We start from the raw sequence: 26,587 nt of genomic DNA, 5'->3' as shown, positions 1-26,587 counted from the left end.
AGAGAGAGGCTCCCGGCCGCCCGTCGTGGAGAACCGACATGACGAAGGCTGTCCAAAAGATCACCCTGTCGCCCTCGCGGGACATTCCGTTCAACAAGCTGGTGCTCAGCCAGTCGAACGTTCGGCGCGTGAAAGCGGGCGTTTCGATCGAGCAGCTCGCCGAAAGCATCGCCCAGCGTACGCTCCTGCAAAGTCTCAACGTACGGGCGGTCACGGATGCGGAAGGTAATGAGACTGGCATGTTCGAGGTGCCGGCCGGTGGCCGGCGCTATCGCGCGCTGGAACTTCTCGTCAAGCAGAAGCGCATGGCGAAGACGCAGGCCGTTCCTTGTGTCGTGCGCGAGGGGGGCATTGCCGAAGACGATTCGCTTGCAGAGAACGACGAGCGGATGGGGCTTCATCCGCTCGATCAGTTCCGGGCTTTCCAGACTTTGAGCGGCGCTGGCATGTCCGAGGAGGAGATCGCGGCCCGGCACTTCGTGGCTCCGGCCGTCGTGAAGCAACGCCTCCGGCTGGCGTCCATCTCGCCAAAGCTGCACGATGTCTATGCCGAAGACGGCATGACGCTCGAGCAGCTCATGGCCTTCTCGGTCACGGCGGATCATGCGCGGCAGGAACAGGTCTGGGAGAATGTCAGCCGCTCAGGCTACGATGAACCCTATCAAATCCGGCGGATGCTGACCGAAAATACCGTGCGGGCGTCCGATCGCCGTGTGCAGTTCATCGGGCTCGATGTTTACGAGCAGGCAGGTGGCGGCGTTGTGCGCGACCTGTTCGAGCACGATGATGGCGGCTGGCTTCAAGACGTCGCTCTGCTCGACCGTCTTGTCACGGAGAAGCTTAAAGCCGAGGCGGAAGCAATTGGTGCGGAGGGATGGAAATGGATCTCAGTCGCCGTTGACTTCCCCTACGGCCACACGACACGCCTGCGCGAGCTGGAAGGCCAGCCTGTCGATCTCACCTCCGAGGAGCAGGCCACCATCGACGCTCTCAACGCCGAGCAGGCGAAGCTCGAAACCGAATATCAGGATGCGGATGAGCTGCCCGAAGAGGTCGACCAGCGTCTCGGCGCGATCGAGGCGGCGCTGCTGGCGCTCGAAGACAGGCCGGAAACTTACGATCCGGCCGAGATTGCAGGGGCCGGCGTCTTCGTCAGCATCGATTCCGAAGGACGCCTTTGCGTCGATCGGGGCTATGTTAGACCTGAGGATGAGGTGCCTGCGGCCGATTTCGACGTCGATCCGGGCGCCGATGTGTCATCGACTGAGGGGCCGGAGGCTGGTGCTTCCGTACAGCGCGCGGCGATCTCGGTCGCCGGAGCATCGAACGAACAGGAGGAGGATGATGAAGACCCGGCAAGGCCCTTGCCGGATCGGCTCATCATCGAACTGACGGCGCACCGTACGTTGGCATTGCGGGATGCGCTGGCGGAAAATCCTGCGGTCGCGTTCCAGGCGGTGCTGCACAACTTCGTGCTGACGGCCTTTTATCGGTTCGCGTCGTCCGCGAGCTGCCTTGAGATCGGGCTTCGCACGCCCACCTTTCCGGCTCAAGCACCGGGGCTCAGGGAAAGCGTCTCGGCTAAGGCCGTCGAGGTGCGGCACGAGGCCTGGAAGGCACGGTTGCCGAAGGGCGAGAACGATCTCTGGGATGCGCTGACGGCTCTCGACGGTGATGCACAGGCATCGCTATTCGCCCACTGTGCGTCCTTTGCGGTCAACGCGGTCCATGAGCCGGCCAATCGTTACAATCAGGGTCGCGTCTCAGCCCACGGCGTCCGCACGCGTCTCGACCAGGCCAACGTGCTGGCGCGCGCTGCCGGACTCGACATGGTTCAGGCCGGATGGAGACCGACCATCGACAACTATCTCGGTCGAGTCACCAAGCCTCGCATTCTGGAGGCGGTGCGGGAAGCCAAGGGCGATTCGTCGGCGCAACTGATCGAGCATCTGAAGAAGTCCGACATGGCCAAGGAGGAGTTTCCGCATGCCCGCCATATGTCGTTCAACGCCTACGACGGCAACGGACAGCCGGTCGATCGGATCAACGATGCGTTGATCAAACCGGAGGAGGGAGCCCCCAATCCGTTTTTGGCAGGTGCTGCTCGGAACAGTCCGCATCGGCGCTACACGATCAGCATTGTGCCGCGCGATGTGAAGGCGGACACGCGCATCGACGATCGAACGCGCACGCCGAATACGTTGTTTGTTACGGACGAAGGCGGGGTCGTGCAGCTTTGGTATCGCATCTATGTCGCCGATAAAGGCCGCGATGCCAGGGGCGGGGTCGCGCTCCCGGAGCCGCTTCTGATTCGGGATAATGGGGGCGTCATGAAGGGTGAAGAGCTGTGCCGCGAGATCGTCAAGGAGGGCGGCGCCGTTCGCGACGTCAAGGTGCCGGCGAACATCTTGAGCGAGATGTTTGCATTGCCTGGACGCTCACTTGCCCAACCCGCGCAGGCAGAGCCGAAGTGGGATGCGTTCTTCAATCCCCCTCTGTCGGCAAGCCGCCTGCTCATCGGTACAGAATTCGAACCGATGCGCGATCAGCAGGACAAGACCCGTACCGGCGGATTCTACAGCACGATCGACAACACCTACATGTCCATGTACGTCGACAATCGCCTCGGAAACGTGCTTGTCATGCGCGGCCGGGTACCGACCACGCCGCGAACTTATATGGGCGCGACCGAGATGGAGGCGGCCGATCTCCGCTACTGGTCTATCTGCAAGTACCGTTCGCTCGCCGATACTGCCGTTGACAGCTGTCTTTATGACGAACAGGTGCCGCGTGATCCGTCTGGAGTCGTGACCATCGTTATGTCCAAGCCCGAGGACCGGCCGGCCAACGCGCGATCCGAATGCGGGGTGGCTTGGCTCCCATGGGGTATCGGAGACGGCATCGGCAATCCACATGGCGGCTTCCTAGGCTGGCGCCATATGATGCCTTCCGAGCAATTCCGGCCCAGGAGCATCTTTGCGACAACGGCGCTCCATCAGGAGGAGGCTGTTCTGGGCGAGTACCATCCGAAGCCGCGCTACACCACTCGGGAAGCATTCGAGAAGGAAGGTTGTGCCGGAAAACAGTGATCTCCGGCACGGTCCCACGTCATCCGATCCCATTTTGCGAGGAGACCTGCGCGGGAGGAAACCGCCGAATCCACGATCCCGCAACTTGAGCACAGCAGATGCGCCGCGCTCTCAGCAACGGCGTTGGCATTCTCGAAGGTTGATCATGGGTACGGCAGTGATAGGCGCTGCTGATTTGCCCGCCTACCGAACGTCCTAAGCATCGCGTGACGGCGACTGCCCTGCCACTGTGCACGGGGCCGCGTCGAAACGGATCGTCGCAATAGGGTAGCGGGTTCAAGGCCTGCGCGGCTGTCGGCCACCATTGCCTTCTGCGAGGTTGAGCGACCTCATCCGCGCCTGCCGGATAATCGGACGCGAGCTATCGCCGGTTCGGCATTGAGCATTTGCCCGGACGCGGTTTCGCTGATCCATGATCGGACAGGTCTCGAGCACTAATTGTCCAACTTTCCGGTTGGATCCTCCGGCATAGACAGAGCGCCACCATACAGGAGATGCGGCAAGCAACAGTGGCGACCGTTCTCTCTCAAAAACTCCGCAATGAAATCGCAACGAATTGGGTGAAACGACCGTGAACAAAACGGGATGAAAATGTATGCTGTGTCAAGAAAAATCAATAACTTAGAAGATCTTCACTGCGTTCGGGACGCTATGTGCGGTGAACGGCTTTGCCTAATGCCTTCCCGATCAGGCTACGGCTTGAAATAGCAATTTGAGATGGTTGCATGTCCAGGATTTGAACCTGCTTGTGCTCCATTTCTCGCCGGCGAGAAATTGCGTACGAACGGCGGCTCTTGACGAACTACCACGGGCTCACTTCGCGAGTTAGGCTGCCCTTCGATAGGAAAACAGGGCCTCCGAAATAGTGGGAGTCGGGCTGTAGCGGTCTAGCGACTCGACCCCCCCATAAATGCCCCCGGCGGCACAATCCTTAACATCTTCGCGAGCGCAGCCGCTCCGTTAGCTTGGACGAGCGCTATCCCGCGTTGGCCTTCAGCCCGGCCGCCTGGATGCCGGCCACCGCGCAGGCTTCATCATTGTCGGACGTGTCGCCGGAGATACCCACCGCGCCGAGCAACGTCGTGCCGTCCATGATCAGCACGCCGCCGGGGACCGGCACCAGCGCGCCTTTTGCGATCGTGTTCATGGCGTCGATGAAATAGGGCTGCTCCTGCGCCCGCTGAAATAACGCGCGCGAGCCCAGACCCATGGCGAGCGCGCCATAGGCCTTGCCGTGGGCGATCTCGGCGCGCATCAGACTGGTGCCGTCCTGGGCGGCCGCGACCTTGAGCACGCCGCGGGCGTCGAGGACGGTGATGACGAGCGGCTTGAGCTTCAGCTCAGTCGCCTTCGCGAATGCGGCGTCCAGGATTTTTCGGGCGGTGTCGAGCGTGAGGTCAGCCATGGCTGGGTTCCTTTACAGCGGTTGAAGTGGAATTGGTCTCGGCGCGATCGAGGCTCATCGCCAGCACGCGGGCGACGTGAAGCGCTTCGCGTTGCGCGCCGTCGTGGATCTGGTGGCGGCAGGAGGTGCCGTCGGCGACGACCAGCGTCGCCTGATCGGTGTTCCGCACCGCCGGCAGCAATGACAGCTCGGCCATCTCGATCGAGGCATCGTAGGTGTCGGCACCATAACCAAAAGCACCCGCCATCCCGCAACAGCTCGACTCGATGGTTGTGACCTCGAGGCCGGGGACGAGCCGCAGCACCTGCTCGACCGGCTTGAAGGCGCCGAAGGATTTTTGATGGCAATGGCCGTGGACCACTGCCTTGTCGGCGACGCTGCCGAGCGGCAATTGCAGCCGGCCGGTCTCGGCCTCGCGCACCAGAAATTCCTCGAAGGTCAGGGCATGGGCACCGACGGCCTTGGCGTCATCGTCCTTGCGCAACGAGGCAAGCTCGTCGCGGAGCGTCAGGAGGCAGCTCGGCTCGAGGCCGACGATCGGTACGCCGCGCGCGGCGAAGGGCGCGAAGGCGGCGACGAGCCGGTCGAGCTCGGATTTGGCTTCGCCGACGAGGCCGGCTGAGAGGAAGGTGCGGCCGCAGCAGAGCGGGCGGCCGCCGCTCGCGGGCTTGGGCATGTGCACGCGATAACCGCCAGCCGTCAGCACGCGTAATGCGGCTTCGAGATTTTCGCGCTCGTAGATGCGATTAAAAGTGTCGGCGAAGAGAACGACCTCGCGGCCGGTCTCCGGGCCAACCGTTTCCGCGGGCGGCACAAAGACGTCGTTGCGGAAGGCGGGTAGCGCCCGGCGCGCGCTAATGCCTGCAAAACGCTCGAACAGCTTTCGCAGCAGGGGGCTGTGGTTGCGCAAATTCACCAGCGGTGCGAAGCGCGATGCAAGGCCGGCATAACGCGGAAGATAGCCGACCAGGCGATCGCGCAGCGTCAGGCCGTGGGAGGTTGCGCGCGCGGCCAGCACCTCGATCTTCATCTTGGCCATGTCGACGCCGGTCGGGCATTCGTGGCGACAGGCCTTGCAGGAGACGCAGAGTTTCAGGGTCTCCATCATCTCGTCGGATGCAAGTGCATCGGGGCCGAGCTGGCCGGAGATCGCGAGCCGCAGCGTGTTGGCGCGCCCTCGCGTGACGTCCTTCTCGTTGCGCGTGGCGCGATAGGACGGGCACATCACGCCGCCCTCGAGCTTGCGGCAGGCGCCGTTGTTGTTGCACATCTCGACCGCGCCCTGAAAACCGCCGCCGGCGCCGGGCCAGGCGGACCAGTCGAGTTTTGTCTTGAGGTCTGCGACGCGATAGCCGGGCTTGAAGCGGAACAGCGAGCGGTCGTCCATCCTGGGCGCGTCGACGATCTTGCCGGGATTGAGCACGCCGTCGGGATCGAAGCGGTGCTTCACTTCCCTGAAGTCGGCGACGAGGCGTTCGCCGAACATGGTCTCGTGGAATTCGGAGCGCACCAGCCCGTCGCCATGCTCGCCGGAATGGGAGCCCTTGTACTCGCGCACCAACGCAAACGCTTCCTCGGCGATGGCGCGCATCGCCTTGACGTCCTTCTCCAGCTTCAAATTCAGCACGGGGCGCACATGCAGGCAGCCTTCGGAGGCATGCGCGTACATCGTGCCGCTGGTGCCGTGTTTGGCAAACACCTCGTTCAGCCGCTGAGTGTAGTCGGCGAGATGCGGCAGCGGCACGGCGCAGTCCTCGACGAAGGAGACCGGCTTGCCCTCCTGCTTCATCGACATCATGACGTTGAGGCCGGCGGCGCGGAAATCGGCGATGCCGGCCTGAAGCGCGGGCTCGGTGATCTCAACCACGCCGCCCCATTTGCGCGTGTCGTTGTTCCAGCCGAAGCCGAGATCGCCCATCAACTCGCCGAGCTGCTTGAGGCGCAAGAGATTGTCGGCCTGATCTTCCTCCGCGAACTCGACCACCAGCACGGCGTCCGGATCGCCCTTGATCGCCGCACTGATGATCGGCTTGAACATCGCGATGTCGCGGCCGAGTGCGAGCATGGTGCGGTCGACCAGCTCGACCGCGATCGGCTTCAGCTTGACAAGATGCTGGGCCGCATCCATGGCCTCGTAGAAGCTGCCGAAATGGCAAACGCCGAGCGCCTTGTTGCGGATCACCGGCCACAGCTTCAGCTCGACCTTGGTGGTGAAGGCGAGGGTGCCTTCGGAGCCGACCAGCAGGTGCGCCATGTTGTTGCGCGCATTGCGCGGCGTCAGCGCATCGAGATTGTAGCCGCCGACGCGGCGCTGCACTTTTGGGAATCGCGCCGCGATCTCGTCGGCCTCGCGGGAGCCGAGGTCGAGCATGTCCCGGAACAGCGCGCGCATGCCGTCGCCGGCGTCGAGATCGGAGAGATCGCGCGAGACCTCGCCAAAACGGCTCAGTGTGCCGTCGGCGAGCGAGGCCTCCAGCGACAGCGTGTTGTCGCGCATGGTGCCGTAGCGAAGCGAGCGGCCGCCGCAGGAATTGTTGCCGGCCATGCCGCCGATGGTAGCCCGCGAGGCCGTGGAGACGTCGACCGGAAACCAGAGGCCGTGCTTTTTGAGCTGGCGGTTGAGGTCGTCGAGCACGATGCCGGGCTCGACCACGCAGGTGCGGCCCGCGACGTCGAGCGAGAGGATGCGGTTGAGGTGCTTTGAGAGGTCGACGACGAGACCGTCGTTGACGGTCTGGCCGCATTGCGAGGTGCCGCCGCCGCGCGGGGTGACCTTCACGCCTTCGTCGCGGGCGATCGCCAGGGCTCTGAGCGCCTCGTCCACGGTCTTGGGGACCACGACGCCTGATGGCACGATCTGGTAGAACGAGGCATCGGTGGCGTAGCGGCCGCGGCTGAAACGATCGAACAGGACGTCGCCGGTCACGTCCGCGCGCAGGCGCCGTTCGAGCGAGGAGGCGTTTGTCATCCCTGGTCCCGGATTGATCCAACGCGGCAGTACGGCCTAGCTGGAGTATTCATTCTTTTATCAGACCGAGTATATTATGAATTCAAAATGAGCAAGCCGGCTGCTTCTTAGGGCGCCGCCGGGGCATCCTGTTCGGGCTCGGCCAGATGCTCGATCGCAGCCGTCCGCTTGTTGCGCAGGTGCTGGAACAGGATGTCGCTGAGCTCGCTCGCGGCGCGGCGGCGCAGCGCGTCCAGGATCGCCTCGTGCTCGCGCATCGCTTCCGCCCAGCGCTGCCGCTTGCGGGCGAAGTTGGCGGAGTAGCGGACACGGCGGATCCGGCCGGCGAAGTTGGCGTAGGCTGTCTTCAGCGTCTCGTTGCGCGCCGCCGCGACGATGCTCTCGTGGATGCGCTGATTGGCCTGGAAGTATCCGTGCATGTCGCGATGCAAATAGTGGCCGTACATCTCGTAATGCAGTTGCTCGATCGCGGTGATCTCCTCATCCGTAATGGCCTCGCAGGCCAGGCGCCCGGCGAGACTCTCCAGTCCGGCCATGACGTCGAACAGCTCTTCCAGGTCGCGCTGGCTGAGCTGGCGGATGCGGGCGCCGCGATTGGGCAGCAACTCGATCAGGCCCTCGGCCGCGAGCACCTTCAGCGCCTCACGCAGCGGCGTGCGGGAGATGCCGAACATCTCGCAGAGCTGGCGCTCGGGGACGCGGCCGCCGTCGGGAATGTGGCCTTCCACGACGTAGTCGCGCAGCCGCAGCAGGATCTCGCCATGGAGCGAGGCTGCCTCGCGGTCGCCGCCATTTGTGGCGGGTGGGGCGATCGGAACCCCGGTGTCGGGAATCGTGGATTTCATTTGCAGCACAATAGTTTGCTCGATTAACCGCGTCGATGTCCACAATCGAATACCAGATTTCGATTGAAAGTACAAAAAATGAATGCAAAATTACTCCTGAAGCCGGCCAGAGTCCGCCGCCAGGGAGGTTTTCATGCATCAGGGACGCCATTTCCTTCAGATTCCGGGCCCGAGCCCGGTGCCCGAGCGCGTCCTGCGCGCCATGGACATGCCGGTCATCGACCACCGGAGCCCGGAATTCGGCGAGCTCGGCCGTACCGTGCTCGAAGGCAGCCAAACAATTTTCCAGACCAAGGGTCCGGTCATCATCTTCCCCTCCTCGGGGACCGGGGCCTGGGAGGCCGCGATCGTCAACACGCTGTCGCCGGGCGACAAGGTGCTGATGGTCGAGACCGGCCATTTCGCCACGCTGTGGCGGCAGATGGCGGGCCGCTTCGGCATCGAGGTCGATTTCGTGCCCGGCGACTGGCGCCGCGGCGCCGACCCGGCCATGGTCGAAGCAAAACTCACCCAGGACACGGCGCGCGCGATCAAGGCCGTGATGGTCGTGCACAACGAGACCTCGACCGGCGCGACCAGCCGCATCGCCGAGATTCGCGCCGCGATCGACCGCGCCGCGCATCCGGCGTTGTTGATGGTCGACACCATCTCCTCGCTCGGCTCGGTCGACTACCGCCACGACGCGTGGAAGGTCGATGTCAGCGTCGGCTGCTCGCAGAAGGGTTTTATGCTGCCGCCCGGTCTCGGCTTCAACGCGATCTCGGAGAAGGCGCGCGCGGCGGCGAAGACCAACAAGATGCCGCGCTCCTATTTCGACTGGGAGGAGATGCTCAAGCCCAACGCCAACGGCTTCTTCCCCTACACGCCGGCGACCAATTTGCTCTACGGCCTGCGCGAGGCGATCGCGATGCTGCTGGAGGAGGGGCTCGACAACGTGTTCGCACGGCATCAGCGGCTGGCGGCCGCAACACGTGCTGCCGTCGATCATTGGGGGCTCGAAGTGCTCTGCCAGGAGCCGTCGGAATTCTCGCCGGTGCTGACCGCGGTGTTGATGCCGCCGGGACATGACGCCGATCAGTTCCGGAAGGTGGTGCTCGAGAATTACAACATGTCTCTGGGCTCGGGCCTGTCGAAGGTTGCCGGAAAGGTCTTCCGCATCGGCCATCTCGGCGAATGCAATGCGCTGACGCTGCTGGGCGCGCTCACCGGCGTGGAGATGGGCCTGTCGGTTGCCGGCGTGCCGCACCGCTCCGGCGGCGTCGATGTCGCGATGAAGCTGCTGGAGCAGCGTCCGCAGGGCAACGCATCGCCGCATCTGAAAGTGGTCGGCACTTAAAATTGCGCAGGGACACGCAGGGCCAACCATAAGAAGCGATCAGGAGGGGTGGAGATGGGAATTCGGTTCAAGGCCACGCATGTCGTGCTGGCGATGCTCTGTGCGATGTATTTCATCACCTATGTCGACCGGGTGAACATCGGCACGGCGGCGAGCGAGATCCAGAAGGAGCTCGCTCTCTCGAACACGCAGCTCGGCCTGGTCTTCTCCGCCTTCGCCTATCCCTATCTCTTGTTCCAGGTGATCGGCGGCTGGGTCGGCGATCGCTTCGGGCCGCGCAAGACGCTGTTCTGGTGCGGCATGATCTGGGCGGCCGCGACCATCTCGACCGGCTTCGTCAATGGTCTCACCGCGCTATTCGTCGCGCGCTTCGCCCTCGGCTTCGGCGAGGGCGCGACGTTTCCGACCGCGACGCGCGCGATGCAATATTGGACGCCGGCAAACCGCCGCGGTTTTGCGCAAGGCTTGACCCATTCCTTCGCCCGGCTCGGCAATGCCGTGACGCCGCCGGTGGTGGCGCTGTTGATCCTCTGGCTGACCTGGCGCGGCGCCTTCGTCGTGCTCGGCTTCGTCAGCTTGATCTGGGGCGTGATCTGGGTCTGGTACTTCCGCAACGAGCCGAAAGAGCACGCCGCCATCACGGAAGCCGAGCTTGCGGCGCTGCCGCCGCGCCCGACCGGCGAGCGGCCGCGCGTGCCCTGGGGCCCTCTGTTCGGCCGGATGTGGCCGGTGACGCTGACCTATTTCTGCTACGGCTGGTGCCTGTGGCTCTATCTCAACTGGCTGCCGCTGTTCTTCAAGAACAACTACAATCTCGACATCAAGAACTCGGCGCTGTTCGCCTCCGGCGTGTTCTTCGCGGGTGTGATCGGCGACAGCGTTGGTGGCGTGATCTCGGACAGGATCCTCGACCGCACCGGCAATGTCCGCCTGGCGCGGCTCAGCGTCACCGTTGCGGGATTTGCGGGGGCGCTGCTCTCGTTGTTCCCGATCCTGTTCGTCCACGACATCACGATCGTCGCGCTGTGCCTGTCGGCCGGCTTCTTCTGTGCAGAGCTGGTGATCGGGCCGATGTGGTCGATCCCGATGGACATTGCCCCGAAATATTCCGGGACCGCGTCGGGACTCATGAACACAGGCTCGGCCTTTGCCGCCATCGTCTCCCCGCTGGTCGCAGGCTTCGTGATCGATGCGACCGGAAACTGGTACCTGCCGTTCCTGATGTCGATGGGACTGCTGCTGCTCGGCGGCCTCTCGGCCTTCCTGATGCACCCCGAACGCCCGTTTACGGAGGCCGAGGGGAGGGTGCCGTCCGGCACGGTGGTGGCCGCGGAGTAGGGCGGCGGAGGGTCCCTATGCATGGGAGCAGCCCTTTGGAGAGGGGACAAGCCGGTCAAATGGTGCTATTCGGCGGCCATCAAAACAAGGCTAGACCGGGAAGGACGCCTATGACCGTGCATACTGGAAGGCATTTTCTCCAGATTCCAGGACCGACCAACGTGCCCGACCGCGTGCTGCGGGCGATGGACATGCCGACGCTGGACCATCGCGGTCCGGAGTTCGCTGAGCTCGGTTTCGCGGTCCTGGCCTCGATGCAGCGGGTGTTCCGCACCAAGCAGCCGGTGATCATCTTCCCCTCGTCCGGTACCGGCGCCTGGGAAGCGGCCATGGTCAACGTGTTCGCCCCCGGCGACAAGGTCTTGATGTGCGAGACCGGCCAGTTCGCCGTGCTGTGGCGCGGCATCGCCGAAAAATTCAAGATCGACGTCGACTTCATCCCGAGCGACTGGCGTCATGGTGCCGACCTCGCCGAGATCGAGAAGCGCCTTGGCGCCGACAAGCAGCACGCGATCAAGGCGGTCTGCGTCGTCCACAACGAGACCTCGACCGGCTGCGTGACGCCGCCGCTCGACGTGCGCAAGCTGCTCGACCGCGTCAAACATCCGGCGCTGCTGATGGTCGACACCATCTCCGGCCTCGGCTCGATGGAATACGAGCACGACGCCTGGGGCATCGACGTCTCGGTCGCCGGCTCCCAGAAGGGCCTGATGCTGCCGCCGGGTCTCAGCTTCAATGCCGTCTCGGAGAAGGCGCTCGCCGTTGCCAAGACCAATCCGGGCATGCGCTCCTATTGGGACTGGCAGGAAGTGATCAGCTTCAACAAGCTCGGCACCTTCCCCTATACGCCCGCGACCAATCTGCTCTACGGCCTGCGCGAAGCGGTCAAGATGCTCGAGGAAGAAGGTCTCGAGAACGTCTGGTCCCGCCATAAGCGCCACAGCGCCGCGACCCGCGCGGCGGCCAAGGTTTGGGGCCTCGAGACGCAGTGCGTCGATCCGGCCGCGCATTCGCCGGCGCTGACCGGCGTGCGCGTGCCTGACGGCCACGACGCCGATGCCTTCCGCAAGGTGGTGCTGGAAAACTTCGACATGTCGCTCGGCACCGGCCTGAACAAGGTGAAGGGCAAGGTGTTCCGCATCGGCCATATCGGTCATTTCAACGATCTGATGCTGATGGGCACGCTCGCCGGCGTCGAGATGGGCCTGGATCTTGCAAAGATTCCGCACCGGAGCGGCGGCGTGCTGGCGGCGATGGACGTCCTGAAGGGGCGTGACGCGGTGCCGATGGCCAAAGCCCAGGTCGCTTAAAGGCTCGGGTGGCTTGAACTGATCTGGAAAGTGAGCGCGCGATGAACGCACCGACGACGACCAACGAAGACCTGCTCTACTCCGTCACGGACGGCATCGCGCGGATCACCTTCAACCGCCCGCAGGCGCGCAACGCCATGACCTTCGCCATGTATGACCGCATGGCGGAGATCTGCCTGGAGATCAATGCCGACCGTTCGATCAAGGCGCTGATCCTGACCGGCGCCGGCGACAAGGCGTTCGCCTCCGGCACCGACATCTCGCAATTTCGCGCGTTCAAGACGGCGCAGGATGCGCTCGACTACGAGGCGCGGATCGATCGCGTGCTCGGCACGCTCGAGCAGTGCCGCGTGCCGGTGATCGCGGCCATCGCGGGCGCCTGCACCGGTGGCGGCGCCGGCATCGCCGCCTGCTGCGATCTCCGGATCGGCACCGAGACGACGCGCATGGGTTTTCCGATCGCGCGCACGCTCGGCAACTGCCTGTCGATGTCGAACATCAGCCGCGTCGTTTCCCTGGTGGGTCCGGCCCGCACCAAGGACCTGATCTTCAGGGCGCGTCTGGTCGAGGCGCAGGAAGCGCTGTCGCTCGGCCTGCTCACCGAAATCGTCCCTGATGTCGAGACACTCGAGCGCCGCGCCGACGAAACCGCAAAGCTGGTCGCGAGCCACGCGCCGCTGACGCTCGAAACGACGAAGGAAGCGGTGCGCCGCATCCGCCCCACGCTGTCGCGCGAACAGGGCGAGGACCTGATCCTCAAGGCCTATATGAGCGAAGATTTCCGCGAGGGCATGGATGCCTTCCTGAACAAGCGCACGCCGAACTGGAAGGGCAAGTAGCGCGCTTCGTCAGCCGAAAGTCATATGCGGCGGAATGTCCGCCTGCTTGAACTCGCGATCTTTAGTCCGCACAATGCATCGATCAATTTCCCGGCGTCACAAAGCCAATAAGAACCAGGGGACGAAACTCGTGCGAATTTCAGTGAAAGCCGTTGGAGCTGCGGCGGCCTTGTTGTTGAGCGCGCCAGCCTTTGCCGGCTGGGAGCCCACCAAGCCCGTCGAGATCGTGGTAGCCGCCGGCGCGGGCGGCGCCTCCGACCAGATGGCGCGGATGATGCAGGCCGCGATCCAGAAGAACAATCTGATGAAGCAGCCGATGGTGGTCTCGCTCAAGGGCGGCGCGTCGGGTGCGGAAGCGCTGATGTACATGAAGTCCAGCGAGGGCGATCCGAACAAGGTGCTGATCGCCTATTCGCTGATCTACATGCTGCCGTTGTCGGCCAAGATCCCGTTCAACTGGCGCGAGCTGACCCCGGTCTCGGTGATCGCGCTCGACCAGTTCGTGCTGTGGGACAACAGCGCCGGCCCCAAGACGGTGAAGGAGTTCGTCGACGCCGCGAAGGCTGCGAGCGCCCCGTTCAAGATGGGCGGCACCGGCTCCAAGCGCGAGGATCACGTGCTGACCGTCTTCCTCGAGCAGAAGACCGGCGCGAAATTCTCCTATCTGCCCTACAAGTCCGGCGGCGAGGCCGCGACCCAGCTCGTCGGCAACCACACCGAATCCAACGTCAACAACCCGTCTGAAAATCTCGAAGTCTGGCGCGCCGGCCAGGTGCGTCCGCTCTGCGTGTTCGACAAGGAGCGCATCGCCTACACCAGCAAGGTGACCGACACGCAGTCCTGGGCGGACATCCCGACCTGCAAGGAGGAGGGCGTCGACGTCCAGTATCTGATGCTGCGCGCGATGTTCCTGCCCGGCAAGGTGACGCCGGAGCAGCAGGCGTTCTATGTCGAGCTGTTCCACAAGGTGACGCAGACCGCCGAATACAAGGACTACATGGAGAAGCAGGCCTTGAAGCCGATCTTCCTCACCGGCAAGGACATGGTGCAATTCCTCGAGGAGGACGACGCCACCAACAGGTCGCTGATGACGGAAGCCGGATTCGTCGCGAAGTAAATGCTCTTCCCTCCTTCCTCTCCCCGCAAGCGGGGCGAGGGAGAATTGACCGCACTCCGTCCCTGACAGAGCATGTCTCAAACCGATCTTGAAATCGTCGTCGACGATCCGACTGCGCCTGAGGAAAACTCTCCCTCGGTCACCAGCTCCGGCACGGTCGAAATCATCGTCTGCCTGCTGCTGCTCGCGCTGGCCGCGATCCTCGGCTACGACAATTGGCGCACCGGGGCATCCTGGGATTCGACCGGGCCCGAGCCCGGCTATTTCCCGTTCTATCTCTCCATCATCCTCGGCGGTAGCAGCGTCTACGGCTTGATCGCCGCGCTCATCGCGCGTCGCGGGGCTGCCGACACCTTCGTCACGCGCGCGCAGGCGCGCCGGGTGATGGCGGTGTTCGTGCCGACGCTGCTGTTCTGCCTGGTGACGCAGTTCCTCGGCCTCTATGTCGCGAGCTTCCTGCTGATCGCGGGCTTCATGCGGGCGGTCGGCAAGATCGCGCTGTGGAAGTCGCTGCTCACCGCCTTCCTGTTCACGGCGATCATGTTCGTCACCTTCGACATCGCCTTCGACGTCATCATGCCGAAGGGACCGCTCGAAGCGGCCTTCGGTTACTAGGCGGACCCGCGATGGAAGCTTTCGGTCTCCTGCTTCACGGCTTCGCCGTCCTGCTGACCTGGAAGACGCTCGTGCTGATGATGGTCGGGCTCGTGCTCGGCATCTTCGTTGGTGTGCTCCCCGGCCTCGGCGGCCCCAACGGCGTCGCGATCCTGCTGCCGCTCACCTTCACGATGGATCCGACCTCGGCGATCGTGATGCTGTCCTGCATCTATTGGGGTGCGCTGTTCGGCGGTGCGATCACCTCGATCCTGTTCAACATCCCCGGTGAAGCCTGGTCGGTCGCGACCACCTTCGACGGTTATCCGATGGCGCAGCAGGGCAGGGCGGCGGAGGCGCTGACGGCGGCGTTCACGTCCTCCTTCATCGGCTCGCTGGTCGCGGTGCTGCTCATCACCTTCCTCGCGCCGATGATCTCGTCCTTTGCGCTGAAGTTCGGCCCGCCCGAGTTCTTCGCGGTCTATCTTTTGACCTTCTGCTCCTTCGTCGGCCTCGGGCGCGAGGCCAAGCACAAGACCGTCATCTCGATGTCGCTGGGGCTTCTGCTCGCCGGCGTCGGCATGGACACGGTGTCGGGCCAGCTGCGCATGACCTTCGGTTCGTCCGAGCTGTTGCGCGGCATCAACTTCCTCGTCGCCGTCATCGGCCTGTTCGGCATCAGCGAGATCCTGCTGACGATGGAGGAGCGGCTGGCGCTGCGCGGCCACGCGGCGAGCATCTCGCTGCGCGTGGTGCTGAGCGTGTGGAAGGATCTGCCGAAATACTGGGTGACGCTGTTGCGCTCGTCCTTCATCGGCTGCTGGCTCGGCATTACCCCGGGCGGCGCGATCGCCGCGTCCTTCATGGGCTATAATCTCGCCAAGCGTTTCGCCAAGGATCCCGAGAGCTTCGGCAAGGGCCGCATCGAGGGCGTGTTCGCACCGGAGACGGCCGCGCATGCCTCCGGCACCTCGGCGCTGCTGCCGATGCTGGCGCTCGGCATTCCCGGCTCCGGCACGGCTGCGATCCTGCTCGGCGGCTTGATGGTGTGGGGGCTCAATCCCGGACCGCTGCTGTTCGTCGAGCACAAGGATTTCGTCTGGGGCCTGATCGCCTCGATGTATCTCGGCAACGTCGTCGGCCTCGTGCTGGTGCTGACCACGGTGCCGATCTTCGCCTCGATCCTGCGCGTGCCGTTCGCGGCCGTCGCGCCGATGATCGTGGTGTCCTGTGCGATCGGCGCCTACGCGATCCAGAATGCGATGTTCGACATCTGGCTGATGCTCGGCTTCGGTGTCGTCGGCTACGTCTTCAAGAAGATCGGCATCCCGCTGGCGCCGTTCACGCTGGCGCTCGTGCTCGGCAACCGCGCCGAGGACGCCTTCCGCTTGTCGATGATCGGCTCCGGCGGTGACCTCAAGGTATTCTGGTCGAACGGACTGGTCGGCTCGATTGCGACGCTGGCGATCGTGCTGCTGTTCTGGCCGCTAATCGATGCACTTCTCGGACGTCTTGCTTTGACGGGGCGGACCAAAGCCGCCTCGGGTTGAAACGGCAGGACGATGGCCTCAGGTCAATCGCTTAGACCACCTTGGCTTGCCTTAGCTTCGCGATCTCCTCGGCATTGAAACCGAACTCGGTGAGCACCTCGTCAGTCTGCTCGCCGAATTCGGGCGGCCGTGCCACCATCTTGCTGGGCGTACGCGATAGCGTGAAGGGCTGGCCGATTAGGCGGATATGGCGGTCTTCTTCGTTCGGCACTTCCTGGGCGATGCCGAGATGCCTGACCTGGGCGTCCTCAAACATCTGGTCGATGGTGTAGATCGGCCCGCAGGGCACGCCCGCCTCGTTGAATTCGCGGACCCAGGTCTCGGTCGACTTCGTCACTGTGCGCTTCTCGATCTCGGCGTTGAGCGCATCGCGGTTCTTGGAACGGGTAGGGGCGGTCGCATAATCGGGATGGCTATAGAGCTCAGGCGCGCCGATCGCCTGCGCGCAACGCTCCCAGATCCGCCCGCCCGTCGTGGCGATGTTGATGTAGCCGTCCGAGGTTTTGAACACGCCGGTCGGGATACTGGTCGGATGATTGTTGCCGGCCTGCTTGGCTACTTCCTTTTCCATCAGCCAGCGCGCGGCCTGGAAGTCGAGCATGAAGATCTGCGCCTGGAGCAGCGAGGTCTGCACCCACTGGCCCTTGCCCGAAACCTCGCGCTCGAGCAGCGCGGTGAGGATGCCCATGGCGCAGAACAGGCCCGCGGTGAGGTCGGCGACGGGAATGCCGACCCGCATCGGGCCTTCGCCTGGCGCACCCGTGATCGACATCAGCCCGCCCATGCCCTGTGCGATCTGATCGAAACCCGGCCGCTTGTGATAGGGGCCGTCCTGGCCGAAGCCGGAGATGCTGCCATAGACGATGCGCGGGTTGATATCGCGCAGGCTCTCATAGTCGATGCCGAGCTTCTTCTTCACGTCGGGCCGGAAATTCTCGACCACGACGTCGGCCTTGGCCGCAAGGCGCTTGAAGACGGCAAGCCCGCGCTCGTCCTTCAGGTTCAGCGTCATCGCCCGCTTGTTGCGGTGCAAATTCTGGAAGTCGGACCCGCGCCGCGGCCCGCCCGGCTGCTCGCCGCCGGCATCTTCCGTGAGCGCGTCGACCTTGATCACCGTGGCGCCCCAATCCGCAAGCTGCCGCACGCAGGTGGGTCCGGAGCGGACGCGGGTCAGATCGAGCACCGTGAAGCGCGACAGGGCTTCGGAGGCGTGAGTAAAGGGCATCGTGGGTGGCTCCGGGAACAGATTGCGGGCCTACCATAGTGCCGAAAGGTCATGCGGCAAGCGTCGGCTGGGATAGCCAGCCATGCGCGGGGGACCAAAAATCTGCCGGCATGGGTCTTTGAGAACCCGGCGCCGGCGACGTCGCACGAGCGATGCCGCCTAGCGCGATAGACGCCAGAGGTCGGCGCGCGCCTTCGCGGCAAGCGGGTCGTCACCATGGCGCGCAATGAAAAGCTTGTAGGCTTCCACTGTGTTTTTGCGGCGGGCGGTGTCGTACTCCTCCGCCACGGCGACAGAAGGGTCCCGAGCGGGTGGAACCGTCGGCGAGCGCTTCTCGCGGGCGCTTTCAGCCGCATTCGCTTTGGAATGCATAGCGGGCGATCCTCCAAAGCTGGCGAGGGCGTACAGCGCACCGAGAGTACAGGCTGACAGTCGAAATATCTTCATGGTTTCCTTCGCAGCCTCGAAATTGTGCGATACCTTGTCACGAGCCGCGCAGCTGTGCCGATAGAACTCCGTCGGACCGATTGTGTGAAAGTGCACAATTGCGCAAAAGCTCGATCGATTTCAATAGTCACAAATTGCGTGTCACGGCTGACTTCATGGAACATCAGGACGACGGCGTTCGGCAATGGCAGCGCCACGATTGGCTTATGGCTGCTCTGGATTCCCTCGCGCCGTCAGACTAGTCTTGCGCGCATGCGGAGAATGGGCGGCATGAAGTCTCTCGACGGATGCGATGTTGGATGCCGGCGCCAAGCCGGCTTTTTGCGACGGGCCGGATGGGCCCTTGCTGCCGTCGCGCTCCTGCTCCTGCCCGCAATCCCCGCCCACGCCCAATCCTTCGGCCAAGGCATCTCCGCCTTTCAGCGGCAGGACTATGTGACGGCGTCGCGCAGCTTCATTCCGCTTGCCGAGCGCGGCAACGTGGCGGCGCAGTCCTATCTGGGCTTCCTGTTCGAGACCGGCCGCGGCGTGCCGCAGAACTACACGGAAGCTGCGATGTGGTACCGGCGAGCGGCGGAGCAGGGCGATCCCCGGGCGCAATATTCGCTGGGGCTGCTCTACGACCGCGGCTTTGGCGTGCCGCAGGACATCGTCGAAGCCTCCAAATGGCTGAACCTGTCGGCCGCGGCATCGCCGCCGCGGGTGCGCGAGGCGAGGGCCCGGATCCGCGACGCCGTCACCACGAAGATGACGCGTGGCGAGATCGCCCAGGCCCGCCTGCGGGCGCTGGAATGGGCGCCGAGCCGCGAGCGCTGACGCCCATTGGCTCGCTGGGGCCGATCGGCGTCAGCGGCCCTTCGACAAAAAACCCGAAAACAACACCGTGCACGGTACGAGGTCGGGGCGGGAAAGTTGTGCGGCGATGAGATTTCACCCTGAGCGCGTCGGGCTTTAGCCGGGCCAGCCGCCGAGCCAGTTCAGATACCAGGTCTCGCCCAGCCAGCCGATCCAGATCGACGGCGCCAAAAACAGCCCGAACGGCAGGAACGCGGTCCCGCGCAGCGGTTTCCTCTGCAACGCAGCATTTGCGATGTAGACGGCAATCGCGGCGAGAGCCGCCGCCTCGATCACCGCAACCACCGTCGCAAGATCGAGCCAGGCTCCGGCCACCGCCGCGAGCTTGACGTCGCCGAGCCCGAGGCCGTCGCGGCCGCGCCAGTACCGGTAGGCCAGCATCAGCAGCAGCAGTGGAAGCGCCACCGCGACGGCGCGTGCGACCGGCCAGAGCAGCGCCTCGGCACCGATGTCGGGCACAAGAGCGGCGGCGCGGAGCAGGGCGAGCGCGAAGGCGGCCCCGGTCAGCTCGTTCGGGATCAGATAATGGCTGGCATCGTTCGCGGCGATGGCGAGCATGAGAGCGGCCAGGAACGCGCCATACAGGCCTTCCGCGGCGGGTGCCATGACGAGGCTTGCGAGCACGGTGACGAGCAGCACGAGGCTGAGGACGAGCGGAGCGCGGATCCCGTCATGCGCATCTTCCCCGGTCACGCCGTCAGCGCGCGGCCCTGGGCGGGCTGACGGTGACCACGGGATTGCTGGTCCCGACCAGGCGGCTGTTCATCTTGCTGCGCATCTCCTCGGCGATGACATGGGCATCGACGCCGTCCTTGATGACGGTCGGGCGGATGAACAGGATCAGCTCGGTGCGGCCGCGTGCGGTGGTCTGGTGCGAGAAGGCGTCGCCTACGCCCGGAAGCGAGTCCAGGATCGGCACGCCCTGGCGCTGCTTGTTCTCGGTCTCGCTGATCAGGCCGGCGAGCAGCACGGTTTGTCCGCTCGTCACCGCGATCGAGCTCTTGACCCGGCGCTGCGAGATCGTCGGCGTCAGCGAGTTGGCGCTGCCGGCGGCCACGCTCGAGATCTCCTGCTCGATATCAAGCACGACATTGCCGTTCGCATTGGCGCGCGGCAGCACGCGCAGGATGATGCCGGTGTTCTTGTAGTCGATGGTGTTGACGACGGTGTTGTTGGCGGTCAGCACCGTCGCGGTGCCGGTCGAGAACGGCACCTGATCGCCGACCTGCAAGGTCGCCGGCTGGTTGTCGAGCACCACCAGCGACGGGTTCGACAGCACCTTGACGTTGGTGACACCATGCAGCGCGTCGAGAATGACACGCGGCGAGTTCTCCGAGCCGATCAGGAAGTTGAAGCCCGGCAAGACGCGTCCGAGCAGCGCACCGGACGCGGCGTTGACCGCGTTGGATGCCGCTTCGACGGCACCGCTGCCAACAGTCGCGGCATTGCTGACGCCGGAGATGGTGTTGGAGATCGAACCCTTCTGGCTCGCCAGGAAGAACTGCACGCCATAGTTCAACTGATCGTTCAGCGTCACCTCGGCGATCGTCGCCTCGATGGCGATCTGGCGCTGCGGCCGGTCGATCTGGCGGATGGTCTGCTCGACGACGCGCTGCGCGTCCTGGTTGGCATAGACGAGAACGGCATTGTTGGTGACGTCGGCGGTGATACGCACGTTCTGGAGAATGCCGTTGATGGACTTCGAGCCATTGCCGTTGGGAGCACCGAAGCTGTTGTTGTCTTGCGCCGGCGTGGCGGACGCCGCAGGCGCGGGGCGGGCGCCGAATGATGATCCGGGCGCTCCGGTGACCGGGGTCGCGGCGCCGGACGCAGCTGTCGGCAATGCGCTCAGCGAGGCGACAGGATTAGGTGAGGTCGACGACGAAATTCCCGCGCCGGGCGCGACCTGGCTCGACGCGCTGTCGAGCGTCGTGTTGCTCGCCGCGCTCTGGTTGAACAGCATCTCGTTGAGCATCGACACGACCAGCTTGGAATTGCCGTAGCGCAACGGATAGGATTTCAGGTTCACGCCATCGGTATCGGAGCGGTCGAGCCGCGCAATCCAGGTCTGCGCGCGCTTCAGATATTCCGGCTTCTGGCTCACCACGAGGATCGAGTTGAGCCGGGCGATCGGCTGCAGCTTGATGACGTTCTGGCCCATGCCGCCATCGCCGGAATCCATGATCTTCTCGATCTCGGCGATGACAGGCTCGGGCGAGGAATTGCGCACCGGGAAGATGCCGACCGATTGTCCACGCATCCAGTCGGCGTCGAACGACAGAATTGTGTCGACTGCGCTTGCCCGGTCCGTTCCGCTGCCGCTGACGATCAGCGTGTTGCGGGAATTGTCGGGGCGCATGGTCGAGGCTTTCACGCCAAAAGCATCGAGCAGCTTGAAGATGTTCTGCGCCGACGTATAGCGCAGCGGCACGACGGTGATGCCTTGGCCGGCTTCCGTGCTTGCCGAACGGTCGATGCCGCCGGGGCCGGCTTCCGGCGCCGGCAGCAGGCGATAGCCGGTACGGTCGCGCACCAGCGCCACGCCTGACATGCGCAGCGCATTCTCGAGCACATAGATCGCGTCCGCCTTGGGCACCGGACGCACTGAGGCCAGCGTCACGGTTCCCTGCACGCGGGGATCGATGGTGTAGCCAACGTTGAGTACGTCACCAAGGATGACCTTTGCGACCGTCGCCACGGGGGCGTTCTCGAAGTTGAGGTCGTAGCCGCTGCCGCCGCCATCGTCGCGCTCGGCAAGCGCGCCGCCCTGCGGCGTTGCACCATCGCTGAGATAGATCGCGGGCTTGGATGATTTCGCTTGACCCACGCCGCTTGCCCCTGCATCCGCAGGTTGCCGGGGCTGGAGGTCGAGGGAACGGATCTTGTCGACGAGATCCTGGGCGCGCGGATCCTTGGGGTCAGCTTCGACCGATTGGTCGGCCGTGACGATGCAGGCGGTGAGCAGGAACGCGGACGACAAAAGAACGAGCGTTCCAGTCAATGCTGAGCGCAGGCGCAAAAGCGGCTGGACCACTTCAAACAAGATACGCCTACCAACGCTGTGAGAAAAAAGCATCCGATCCCCCTTGGCTCGGACGCGCAATTATTTGCGGCACGATTATGTTTTTGCTAAGAAATAAGTCAAGGGCAAAGGACCTTCCGTGCTCCATCGAAGCTGTTGTATTCAAGTAACAAGGTCAACGCCGTGAATGCGATGCGCGACCGCTCCGCCGATAGCTTCAGGCAGCATCTCCTGGAAAAATATTCACTGCCGCCGCGGGCGCATGTCCGTGTCGAACGGTCAGCCAATACGGCGCTGACGCGTCCACTGCGCGAATTCTGGGAGGCCACCGATCTGTCGGCGGCGGAATTCGCCGACGAGCTGTCCGATTATTTTGCTCTGCCGCGGATGAGCCTTCCGCAGCTGCTCACGACCACGCCCCGTCTCGAGGGGTTTTCGCGGCGATTTCTGCGAGAATCCACCATCTTTCCCTTTGGCGCGCCGGATGGCGGATTTCGCCTGGCTGTTGCCGATCCCTCCGACACCGCGGCCATTCGTGCCGCCGAAATCGTGTTCGGAACGCCGGTCGATGTCGTCGTAGCGTCATATGAGGACATTACGACGGTCTTGGATCAGCGAACCGATGCCGACGATGCGAATGCAGACCATAGCACCGGCCGCGCGGGGCAATCCGACGACGACATCGAGAGCCTGCGCGATCTCGCCAGCGGTGCGCCGGTGGTGCGTGCGCTCAACGATCTGCTGGAGCGCGCGGTCGATCTGCGTGCCAGCGACATTCATGTCGAGCCGTTCCGCGCTGGTCTCGTAGTGCGCATGCGCGTCGACGGCTTGCTGCGCCCGCTACCGTCGCCGCACGGCATCCCGCCGCAGGCGCTGATCTCCCGCATCAAGATTCTCGCCAGCCTCAATATCGCTGAACGGCGCTTGCCGCAGGACGGCGCGGCACGTGTCCGCGTCGGACGCAGCGAGCTCGACGTCCGTGTCGCCACCATGCCAACGCAGCATGGCGAGAGCGCGGTGATCCGCCTGCTGCCCCGAGACCGCGGCCTGCTCGAGATGAGCAAGCTCGGGCTCGGCGCGCGCGATGAGGCCGTGATGACGCGGCTGCTCGCGATGCCGCACGGCATGATCGTGGTCACGGGACCGACCGGCAGCGGCAAGACCACGACGCTTGCCACCATGCTGTCGATTCTCAACGAGCCGACGCGCAAGATCCTCACCATCGAGGATCCCGTCGAGTACGAGATCCCCGGCATCAACCAGTCTCAGGTCAAGCCGTCGATCGGCCTGACCTTCGCTTCCGCCATGCGCTCTTTCGTGCGCCAGGACCCCGACGTGATCATGGTTGGCGAGGTCCGCGACGCCGAGACCGCGCATATCGCGATCCATGCCGCGCTCACCGGCCATCTCGTGCTGACGACGCTGCATACCGAGACCGCGGCTGCTGCCGTGCCGCGCCTGATCGATCTCGGCATCGAGGGTTTCCTGCTCAAGTCGACGCTGCGTGCGGTGGTGGCGCAGCGGCTGGTTCGTATGCTGTGCGACCGTTGCAAGGTGCCGCACGCGCTGACCGAGGCCGATCTCGCCAAGGACCCGCGCTTTGCCGTGATCGGCTTCAAATGCGGCGAGGTCGTGCACGAAGCCGGCGGCTGCGAACGCTGCGGCGGTACCGGTTATCGTGGCCGCAACGGCGTGTTCGAGATCCTCGAAATGTCCGACGAGGTCCGTACGCTGATCGGGCCGCAGACCGACTCTCACTCCATCGACGCCGCTGCGATGCGGGGCGGCATGACGACGATGCTCGAGGATGCTGTCGCCAAATGCCGGGCCGGGTTGACGACGGTGCCCGAGGTCTTCCGCGTCACGACGGTGCGGTAGAACATGATGAGATTAGGTTCAAAAGCTGCAACGAGGGAGGTGCTCTCCCTCCCCCGCTTGCGGGGGAGGGTTGGGGAGAGGGTATCTCCGCAATCGAGAACCCCCAAGGGGAGAGAACCCTCACCCGCGCCTCCGGCGCGACCTCTCCCGCAAGCGGGAGAGGTGCACCGACCCCGCGGTCAATCGATTCAACTCAAGCTCATGCTGCGCTAACCATGCCGAACTATCGCTACCGCGCGCTCAATGCCAACGGCGAACTGGTCTCCGGGGCCATCGCCGCGTCTGCGCCCGGCGACGTGGCGCAGCGGATCGAGCGGCTCGGCCTGGTGCTGGTCGACAACGTCACGCCGGAAGAGGGCGGCGCGGCGCGCAGTGCGCTCAGCCTCTTCAACAGGCCGAAGGCCGAAGACGTCACCATCTTCACCCGTGACCTCGCGCTGCTGTTGCGGGCCGGCGCCCGCATCAATGACGGGCTGGAGCTGCTCGCCGCCGATCCCGATTTCGGAAGGTTGCGGCCGGTCGTCGCCGACATCCGCGCGCGCGTTGTCTCCGGCGAGAGTTTTGCCGAGGCGCTGGTACGGCATGAGGGGCTGTTCCCGCCGATGTATATCGCGCTGGTGCGGGTTGGCGAGGCGTCGGGATCGCTGGATCAGGTGCTCGAGGTGCTGGCCGGTGAGCGCGCGCGCGGCGAGGCGCTGAAGCGCCGGCTGACGGATGCGATCCGCTATCCCCTCTTCGTGCTGGGCGCGGCCGGCTGTGTGCTGCTGTTCTTCCTCACTTTCGTGCTGCCGCAGTTTGCCAGCGTGTTGCAGGATTTCGGCGCCAAGGTCGATCCGATCGTCGGCGTGTTCCTGAACATCTCGACTTTCCTGCGGGGCAATTCCGACGCAGTGCTGGCCGGGCTTGCTGCCACGATCGCCGCCGCGTGGTTGCTGTTGCGTCAGGAGCGCGTCCGCAGCGGCATGACCAATGCGATCACGCGGCTGCCGGCGATCCGCAACGTGATGCGCTCGTACCGCACGGCGCTGTTCTGCCGCAATCTCGGTCTGCTGCTTGGTAGCGGCGTCAACCTCACCACCACGCTGCGGATCCTGATCGATATGATGGCAACGACGGGCCCGTCCGCGGTCTGGAGCGATGCTGCGGACCGCGTCCGCCATGGTTCAAAGCTTTCCGATGCGCTTGCCGAAACGGACGCGCTGCCGGCGATGGCGGTGCGCATGCTGAGACTCGGCGACGAGACGGGGCAGTTGCCGATGCTGTCCGGCCGGGTCGCCGAGTTCTATGAGGTCAAGCTGCAGCGTACGCTCGACCGCGCCGTCGGCATTGCGGGGCCTGCGGCGATCATCGCGATCTCGCTCGTCGTCGGCGGCTTGATTACGTCGGTGATGACGGCGCTGATGTCGGTGAGCCAGATTGTCGGTTAGGGTAAAGTAGGGGAGGGGTTCGAGTGACCAAACATGCATCGTCAAGGCGCAGCCGGCGGCGCGCAGACCGAGGGGAGGCCGGCTTCACCCTGGTCGAGATGCTCGTCGTCATCACCATCATCGGGATGATCATGGCGCTGGTCGGTCCCCGGGTGCTGAACTATCTCAGCGAGTCCAAGGCCAAGGCGGCAAAGATCCAGATCGAGAGTTTCTCCAGCGCGCTTGATCTCTACTATCTCGATCTCGGCCGCTATCCGACGTCGAATGAGGGTCTCACCGGGCTGGCGCGCAGCAACAACCAGGCCGGCTGGAACGGGCCGTATCTGCGCGGTGGCGTGGTGCCGACCGATCCCTGGGGCCACGTCTATGTCTATCGGTCGCCGGGAGCGAGCGCTCCCTACGACATCATCTCGCTCGGATCGGACGGTCAGGAAGGCGGCAGTGGAACGGCAGCCGACATTGTCAGCGGCGCGCGCTGAGCCAGCTCGTGGTGCGAAAGGCTTCGATGCGCAAGCCTTGGATGCACAAGGCTTCGCTCTGATCGAGATCCTGTGCGTGCTTGCGATCATCGGCCTGCTCGCCGCCATCATCCTGCCGGCGATTCCGCGCTCGACGACGCGGGCAAAGCTCGAGAGCTACGCGGTTGAAACCGCGGCACTGTTGAAATCCGATCGCAACAGCGCGCTGCGCCGCCAGGTCAGGGTCGCAACCCAGGTCGATGCGGAGGCACGCGCGATCCGATCCGGCGTCACCGGACAGACCATCCGCCTGCCGCGCGACGTGATCGTGCAGGCGACGTTGGCGTCGCGCTGCGCCGATCGCGCCACGGGGCGGTCGATCGATTTCTTTCCGTCAGGCATGTCGTGCGGCGGGACGATCGCGCTGGCGCGGCCCGGCATGGGTTACGAGGTGCGCGTCAACTGGTTGACCGGAGGCGTCGAGATTGTCCCGCAGAAGCTGCTCTGACGGCGCCGCCGGCTTCACGCTGATCGAGGCACTGGTTGCGCTTGCGATCATCGCCATCGTGCTCGGAACCATCGGCTCGGTCATATCAGTCACGACCAGGGGCACGCGCTCGATCGACCAGCACCTTGCGCTGGCCAGCACGGCCGAGACCTTGCTAGCGGATTTGCCGGCGCGCGGACTGCTGAAACCCGGCCGGCAGAGCGGGCAGCTCGCCGGCAGCCGCTGGCGCGTCGATATTGCGCCGATGAATGTTGCCGGCGGCAATCCCGCCACCGATCGCTTCGTGCCACTGGCGGTCAATTTGCGCCTCCAGCGCGCCGACGGCAGCGCGATCCAGGTCACGACGGTGAAGCTGGTGCCGAGGTCGACGCAATGA

Annotated in this window: 20 protein-coding genes and 1 pseudogene; 14 read left to right on the top strand and 7 right to left on the bottom strand. The window is 64.5% G+C overall.

Translation table 11 applies throughout. The annotated features are described in order from the left end of the window. Positions 1-38: 38 nt before the first annotated feature. Positions 39-1,976 (top strand): annotated as a pseudogene (locus tag K3F49_RS04115) (ParB/RepB/Spo0J family partition protein); the annotation flags it as partial. Positions 1,977-4,065: 2,089 nt separating this feature from the next. Here the strand turns inward: K3F49_RS04115 and K3F49_RS04110 are convergent. The 3 genes from K3F49_RS04110 to K3F49_RS04100 form a co-directional block, all read right to left on the bottom strand. Next, positions 4,066-4,494 carry a GlcG/HbpS family heme-binding protein gene (locus K3F49_RS04110; protein ID WP_234679618.1) on the bottom strand — a complete coding sequence of 143 codons (429 nt, stop codon included), beginning with the start codon at positions 4,492-4,494 and terminating at the stop codon, positions 4,066-4,068. Then, positions 4,487-7,462 carry an FAD-binding and (Fe-S)-binding domain-containing protein gene (locus K3F49_RS04105; protein WP_234679617.1) on the bottom strand — a complete coding sequence of 992 codons (2,976 nt, stop codon included), beginning with the start codon at positions 7,460-7,462 and terminating at the stop codon, positions 4,487-4,489. Before K3F49_RS04105 ends, K3F49_RS04110 begins: the two co-directional genes overlap by 8 nt. A 107-nt stretch (positions 7,463-7,569) precedes the next feature. Continuing rightward, on the bottom strand, positions 7,570-8,307 hold the full coding sequence (locus K3F49_RS04100; protein WP_234679616.1) for a GntR family transcriptional regulator: 738 nt from the start codon (positions 8,305-8,307) through the stop codon (positions 7,570-7,572). Positions 8,308-8,440: 133 nt separating this feature from the next. Between K3F49_RS04100 and K3F49_RS04095 the strand changes: the two genes are divergently transcribed. From K3F49_RS04095 to K3F49_RS04065, 7 genes are all read left to right on the top strand, one after another. Further along, positions 8,441-9,643, top strand: a complete 1,203-nt coding sequence (locus K3F49_RS04095) for a pyridoxal-phosphate-dependent aminotransferase family protein (protein WP_234679615.1) — start codon at positions 8,441-8,443, stop codon at positions 9,641-9,643. A 54-nt stretch (positions 9,644-9,697) separates the two neighbouring features. Then, positions 9,698-10,981: an MFS transporter gene (locus K3F49_RS04090; RefSeq protein WP_234679614.1), complete on the top strand. Its 1,284-nt coding sequence runs from the start codon at positions 9,698-9,700 to the stop codon at positions 10,979-10,981. A 110-nt stretch (positions 10,982-11,091) separates the two neighbouring features. Continuing rightward, positions 11,092-12,291 carry a pyridoxal-phosphate-dependent aminotransferase family protein gene (locus K3F49_RS04085; RefSeq protein ID WP_234679613.1) on the top strand — a complete coding sequence of 400 codons (1,200 nt, stop codon included), beginning with the start codon at positions 11,092-11,094 and terminating at the stop codon, positions 12,289-12,291. A gap of 41 nt (positions 12,292-12,332) precedes the next feature. Continuing rightward, positions 12,333-13,130 carry an enoyl-CoA hydratase/isomerase family protein gene (locus K3F49_RS04080; RefSeq protein ID WP_234679612.1) on the top strand — a complete coding sequence of 266 codons (798 nt, stop codon included), beginning with the start codon at positions 12,333-12,335 and terminating at the stop codon, positions 13,128-13,130. A gap of 130 nt (positions 13,131-13,260) precedes the next feature. Beyond that, entirely contained in the window at positions 13,261-14,247 is a 987-nt protein-coding gene (locus K3F49_RS04075; RefSeq protein WP_234679611.1) for a tripartite tricarboxylate transporter substrate binding protein, read from the top strand. A 72-nt stretch (positions 14,248-14,319) separates the two neighbouring features. Continuing rightward, positions 14,320-14,862 carry a tripartite tricarboxylate transporter TctB family protein gene (locus K3F49_RS04070; RefSeq protein WP_234679610.1) on the top strand — a complete coding sequence of 181 codons (543 nt, stop codon included), beginning with the start codon at positions 14,320-14,322 and terminating at the stop codon, positions 14,860-14,862. Positions 14,863-14,873: 11 nt separating this feature from the next. Then, on the top strand, positions 14,874-16,391 hold the full coding sequence (locus K3F49_RS04065; RefSeq protein ID WP_234679609.1) for a tripartite tricarboxylate transporter permease: 1,518 nt from the start codon (positions 14,874-14,876) through the stop codon (positions 16,389-16,391). A 31-nt stretch (positions 16,392-16,422) separates the two neighbouring features. On the opposite strand, the gene K3F49_RS04060 is transcribed toward K3F49_RS04065, so the two are convergent. Both K3F49_RS04060 and K3F49_RS04055 read right to left on the bottom strand, forming a co-directional pair. Continuing rightward, positions 16,423-17,616: a CaiB/BaiF CoA transferase family protein gene (locus tag K3F49_RS04060; RefSeq protein ID WP_234679608.1), complete on the bottom strand. Its 1,194-nt coding sequence runs from the start codon at positions 17,614-17,616 to the stop codon at positions 16,423-16,425. A gap of 159 nt (positions 17,617-17,775) precedes the next feature. Continuing rightward, complete coding sequence (locus K3F49_RS04055) at positions 17,776-17,988, bottom strand: hypothetical protein (RefSeq protein WP_346657295.1); 213 nt, start codon at positions 17,986-17,988, stop codon at positions 17,776-17,778. A 345-nt stretch (positions 17,989-18,333) separates the two neighbouring features. On the opposite strand from K3F49_RS04055, the gene K3F49_RS04050 reads away from it, so the two are divergent. Beyond that, positions 18,334-18,879: a tetratricopeptide repeat protein gene (locus K3F49_RS04050; protein ID WP_234679606.1), complete on the top strand. Its 546-nt coding sequence runs from the start codon at positions 18,334-18,336 to the stop codon at positions 18,877-18,879. Positions 18,880-19,014: 135 nt separating this feature from the next. Here K3F49_RS04050 and K3F49_RS04045 read toward each other — a convergent pair whose 3' ends face one another. Both K3F49_RS04045 and gspD read right to left on the bottom strand, forming a co-directional pair. After that, positions 19,015-19,611: a prepilin peptidase gene (locus K3F49_RS04045; RefSeq protein WP_234679605.1), complete on the bottom strand. Its 597-nt coding sequence runs from the start codon at positions 19,609-19,611 to the stop codon at positions 19,015-19,017. Positions 19,612-19,615: 4 nt separating this feature from the next. Then, entirely contained in the window at positions 19,616-21,994 is a 2,379-nt protein-coding gene (gene gspD / locus K3F49_RS04040; protein ID WP_234679604.1) for a type II secretion system secretin GspD, read from the bottom strand. Between the two features lie 138 nt (positions 21,995-22,132). On the opposite strand from gspD, the gene K3F49_RS04035 reads away from it, so the two are divergent. From K3F49_RS04035 to K3F49_RS04015, 5 genes are all read left to right on the top strand, one after another. After that, a complete protein-coding gene (locus K3F49_RS04035; RefSeq protein WP_249794630.1) occupies positions 22,133-23,818 on the top strand; it encodes a GspE/PulE family protein in 1,686 nt (561 codons plus the stop codon). A 215-nt stretch (positions 23,819-24,033) separates the two neighbouring features. Continuing rightward, complete coding sequence (locus K3F49_RS04030; RefSeq protein ID WP_234679603.1) at positions 24,034-25,245, top strand: type II secretion system F family protein; 1,212 nt, start codon at positions 24,034-24,036, stop codon at positions 25,243-25,245. Between the two features lie 23 nt (positions 25,246-25,268). Beyond that, on the top strand, positions 25,269-25,724 hold the full coding sequence (gene gspG, locus K3F49_RS04025; protein ID WP_234679602.1) for a type II secretion system major pseudopilin GspG: 456 nt from the start codon (positions 25,269-25,271) through the stop codon (positions 25,722-25,724). Continuing rightward, positions 25,687-26,211, top strand: a complete 525-nt coding sequence (locus tag K3F49_RS04020) for a prepilin-type N-terminal cleavage/methylation domain-containing protein (RefSeq protein ID WP_234679601.1) — start codon at positions 25,687-25,689, stop codon at positions 26,209-26,211. Before gspG ends, K3F49_RS04020 begins: the two co-directional genes overlap by 38 nt. Beyond that, complete coding sequence (locus K3F49_RS04015) at positions 26,189-26,587, top strand: type IV pilus modification PilV family protein (protein ID WP_234679600.1); 399 nt, start codon at positions 26,189-26,191, stop codon at positions 26,585-26,587. The genes K3F49_RS04020 and K3F49_RS04015 overlap by 23 nt, the downstream gene beginning before the upstream one ends.

Origin of the sequence: Bradyrhizobium monzae, from assembly GCF_021458635.1 — a bacterium.
In the GTDB taxonomy this organism is placed as follows: Bacteria; Pseudomonadota; Alphaproteobacteria; order Rhizobiales; family Xanthobacteraceae; genus Bradyrhizobium.
Note: the sequence above shows the minus strand (reverse complement) of the source record. Positions and strands in the feature narration are given on the sequence as shown.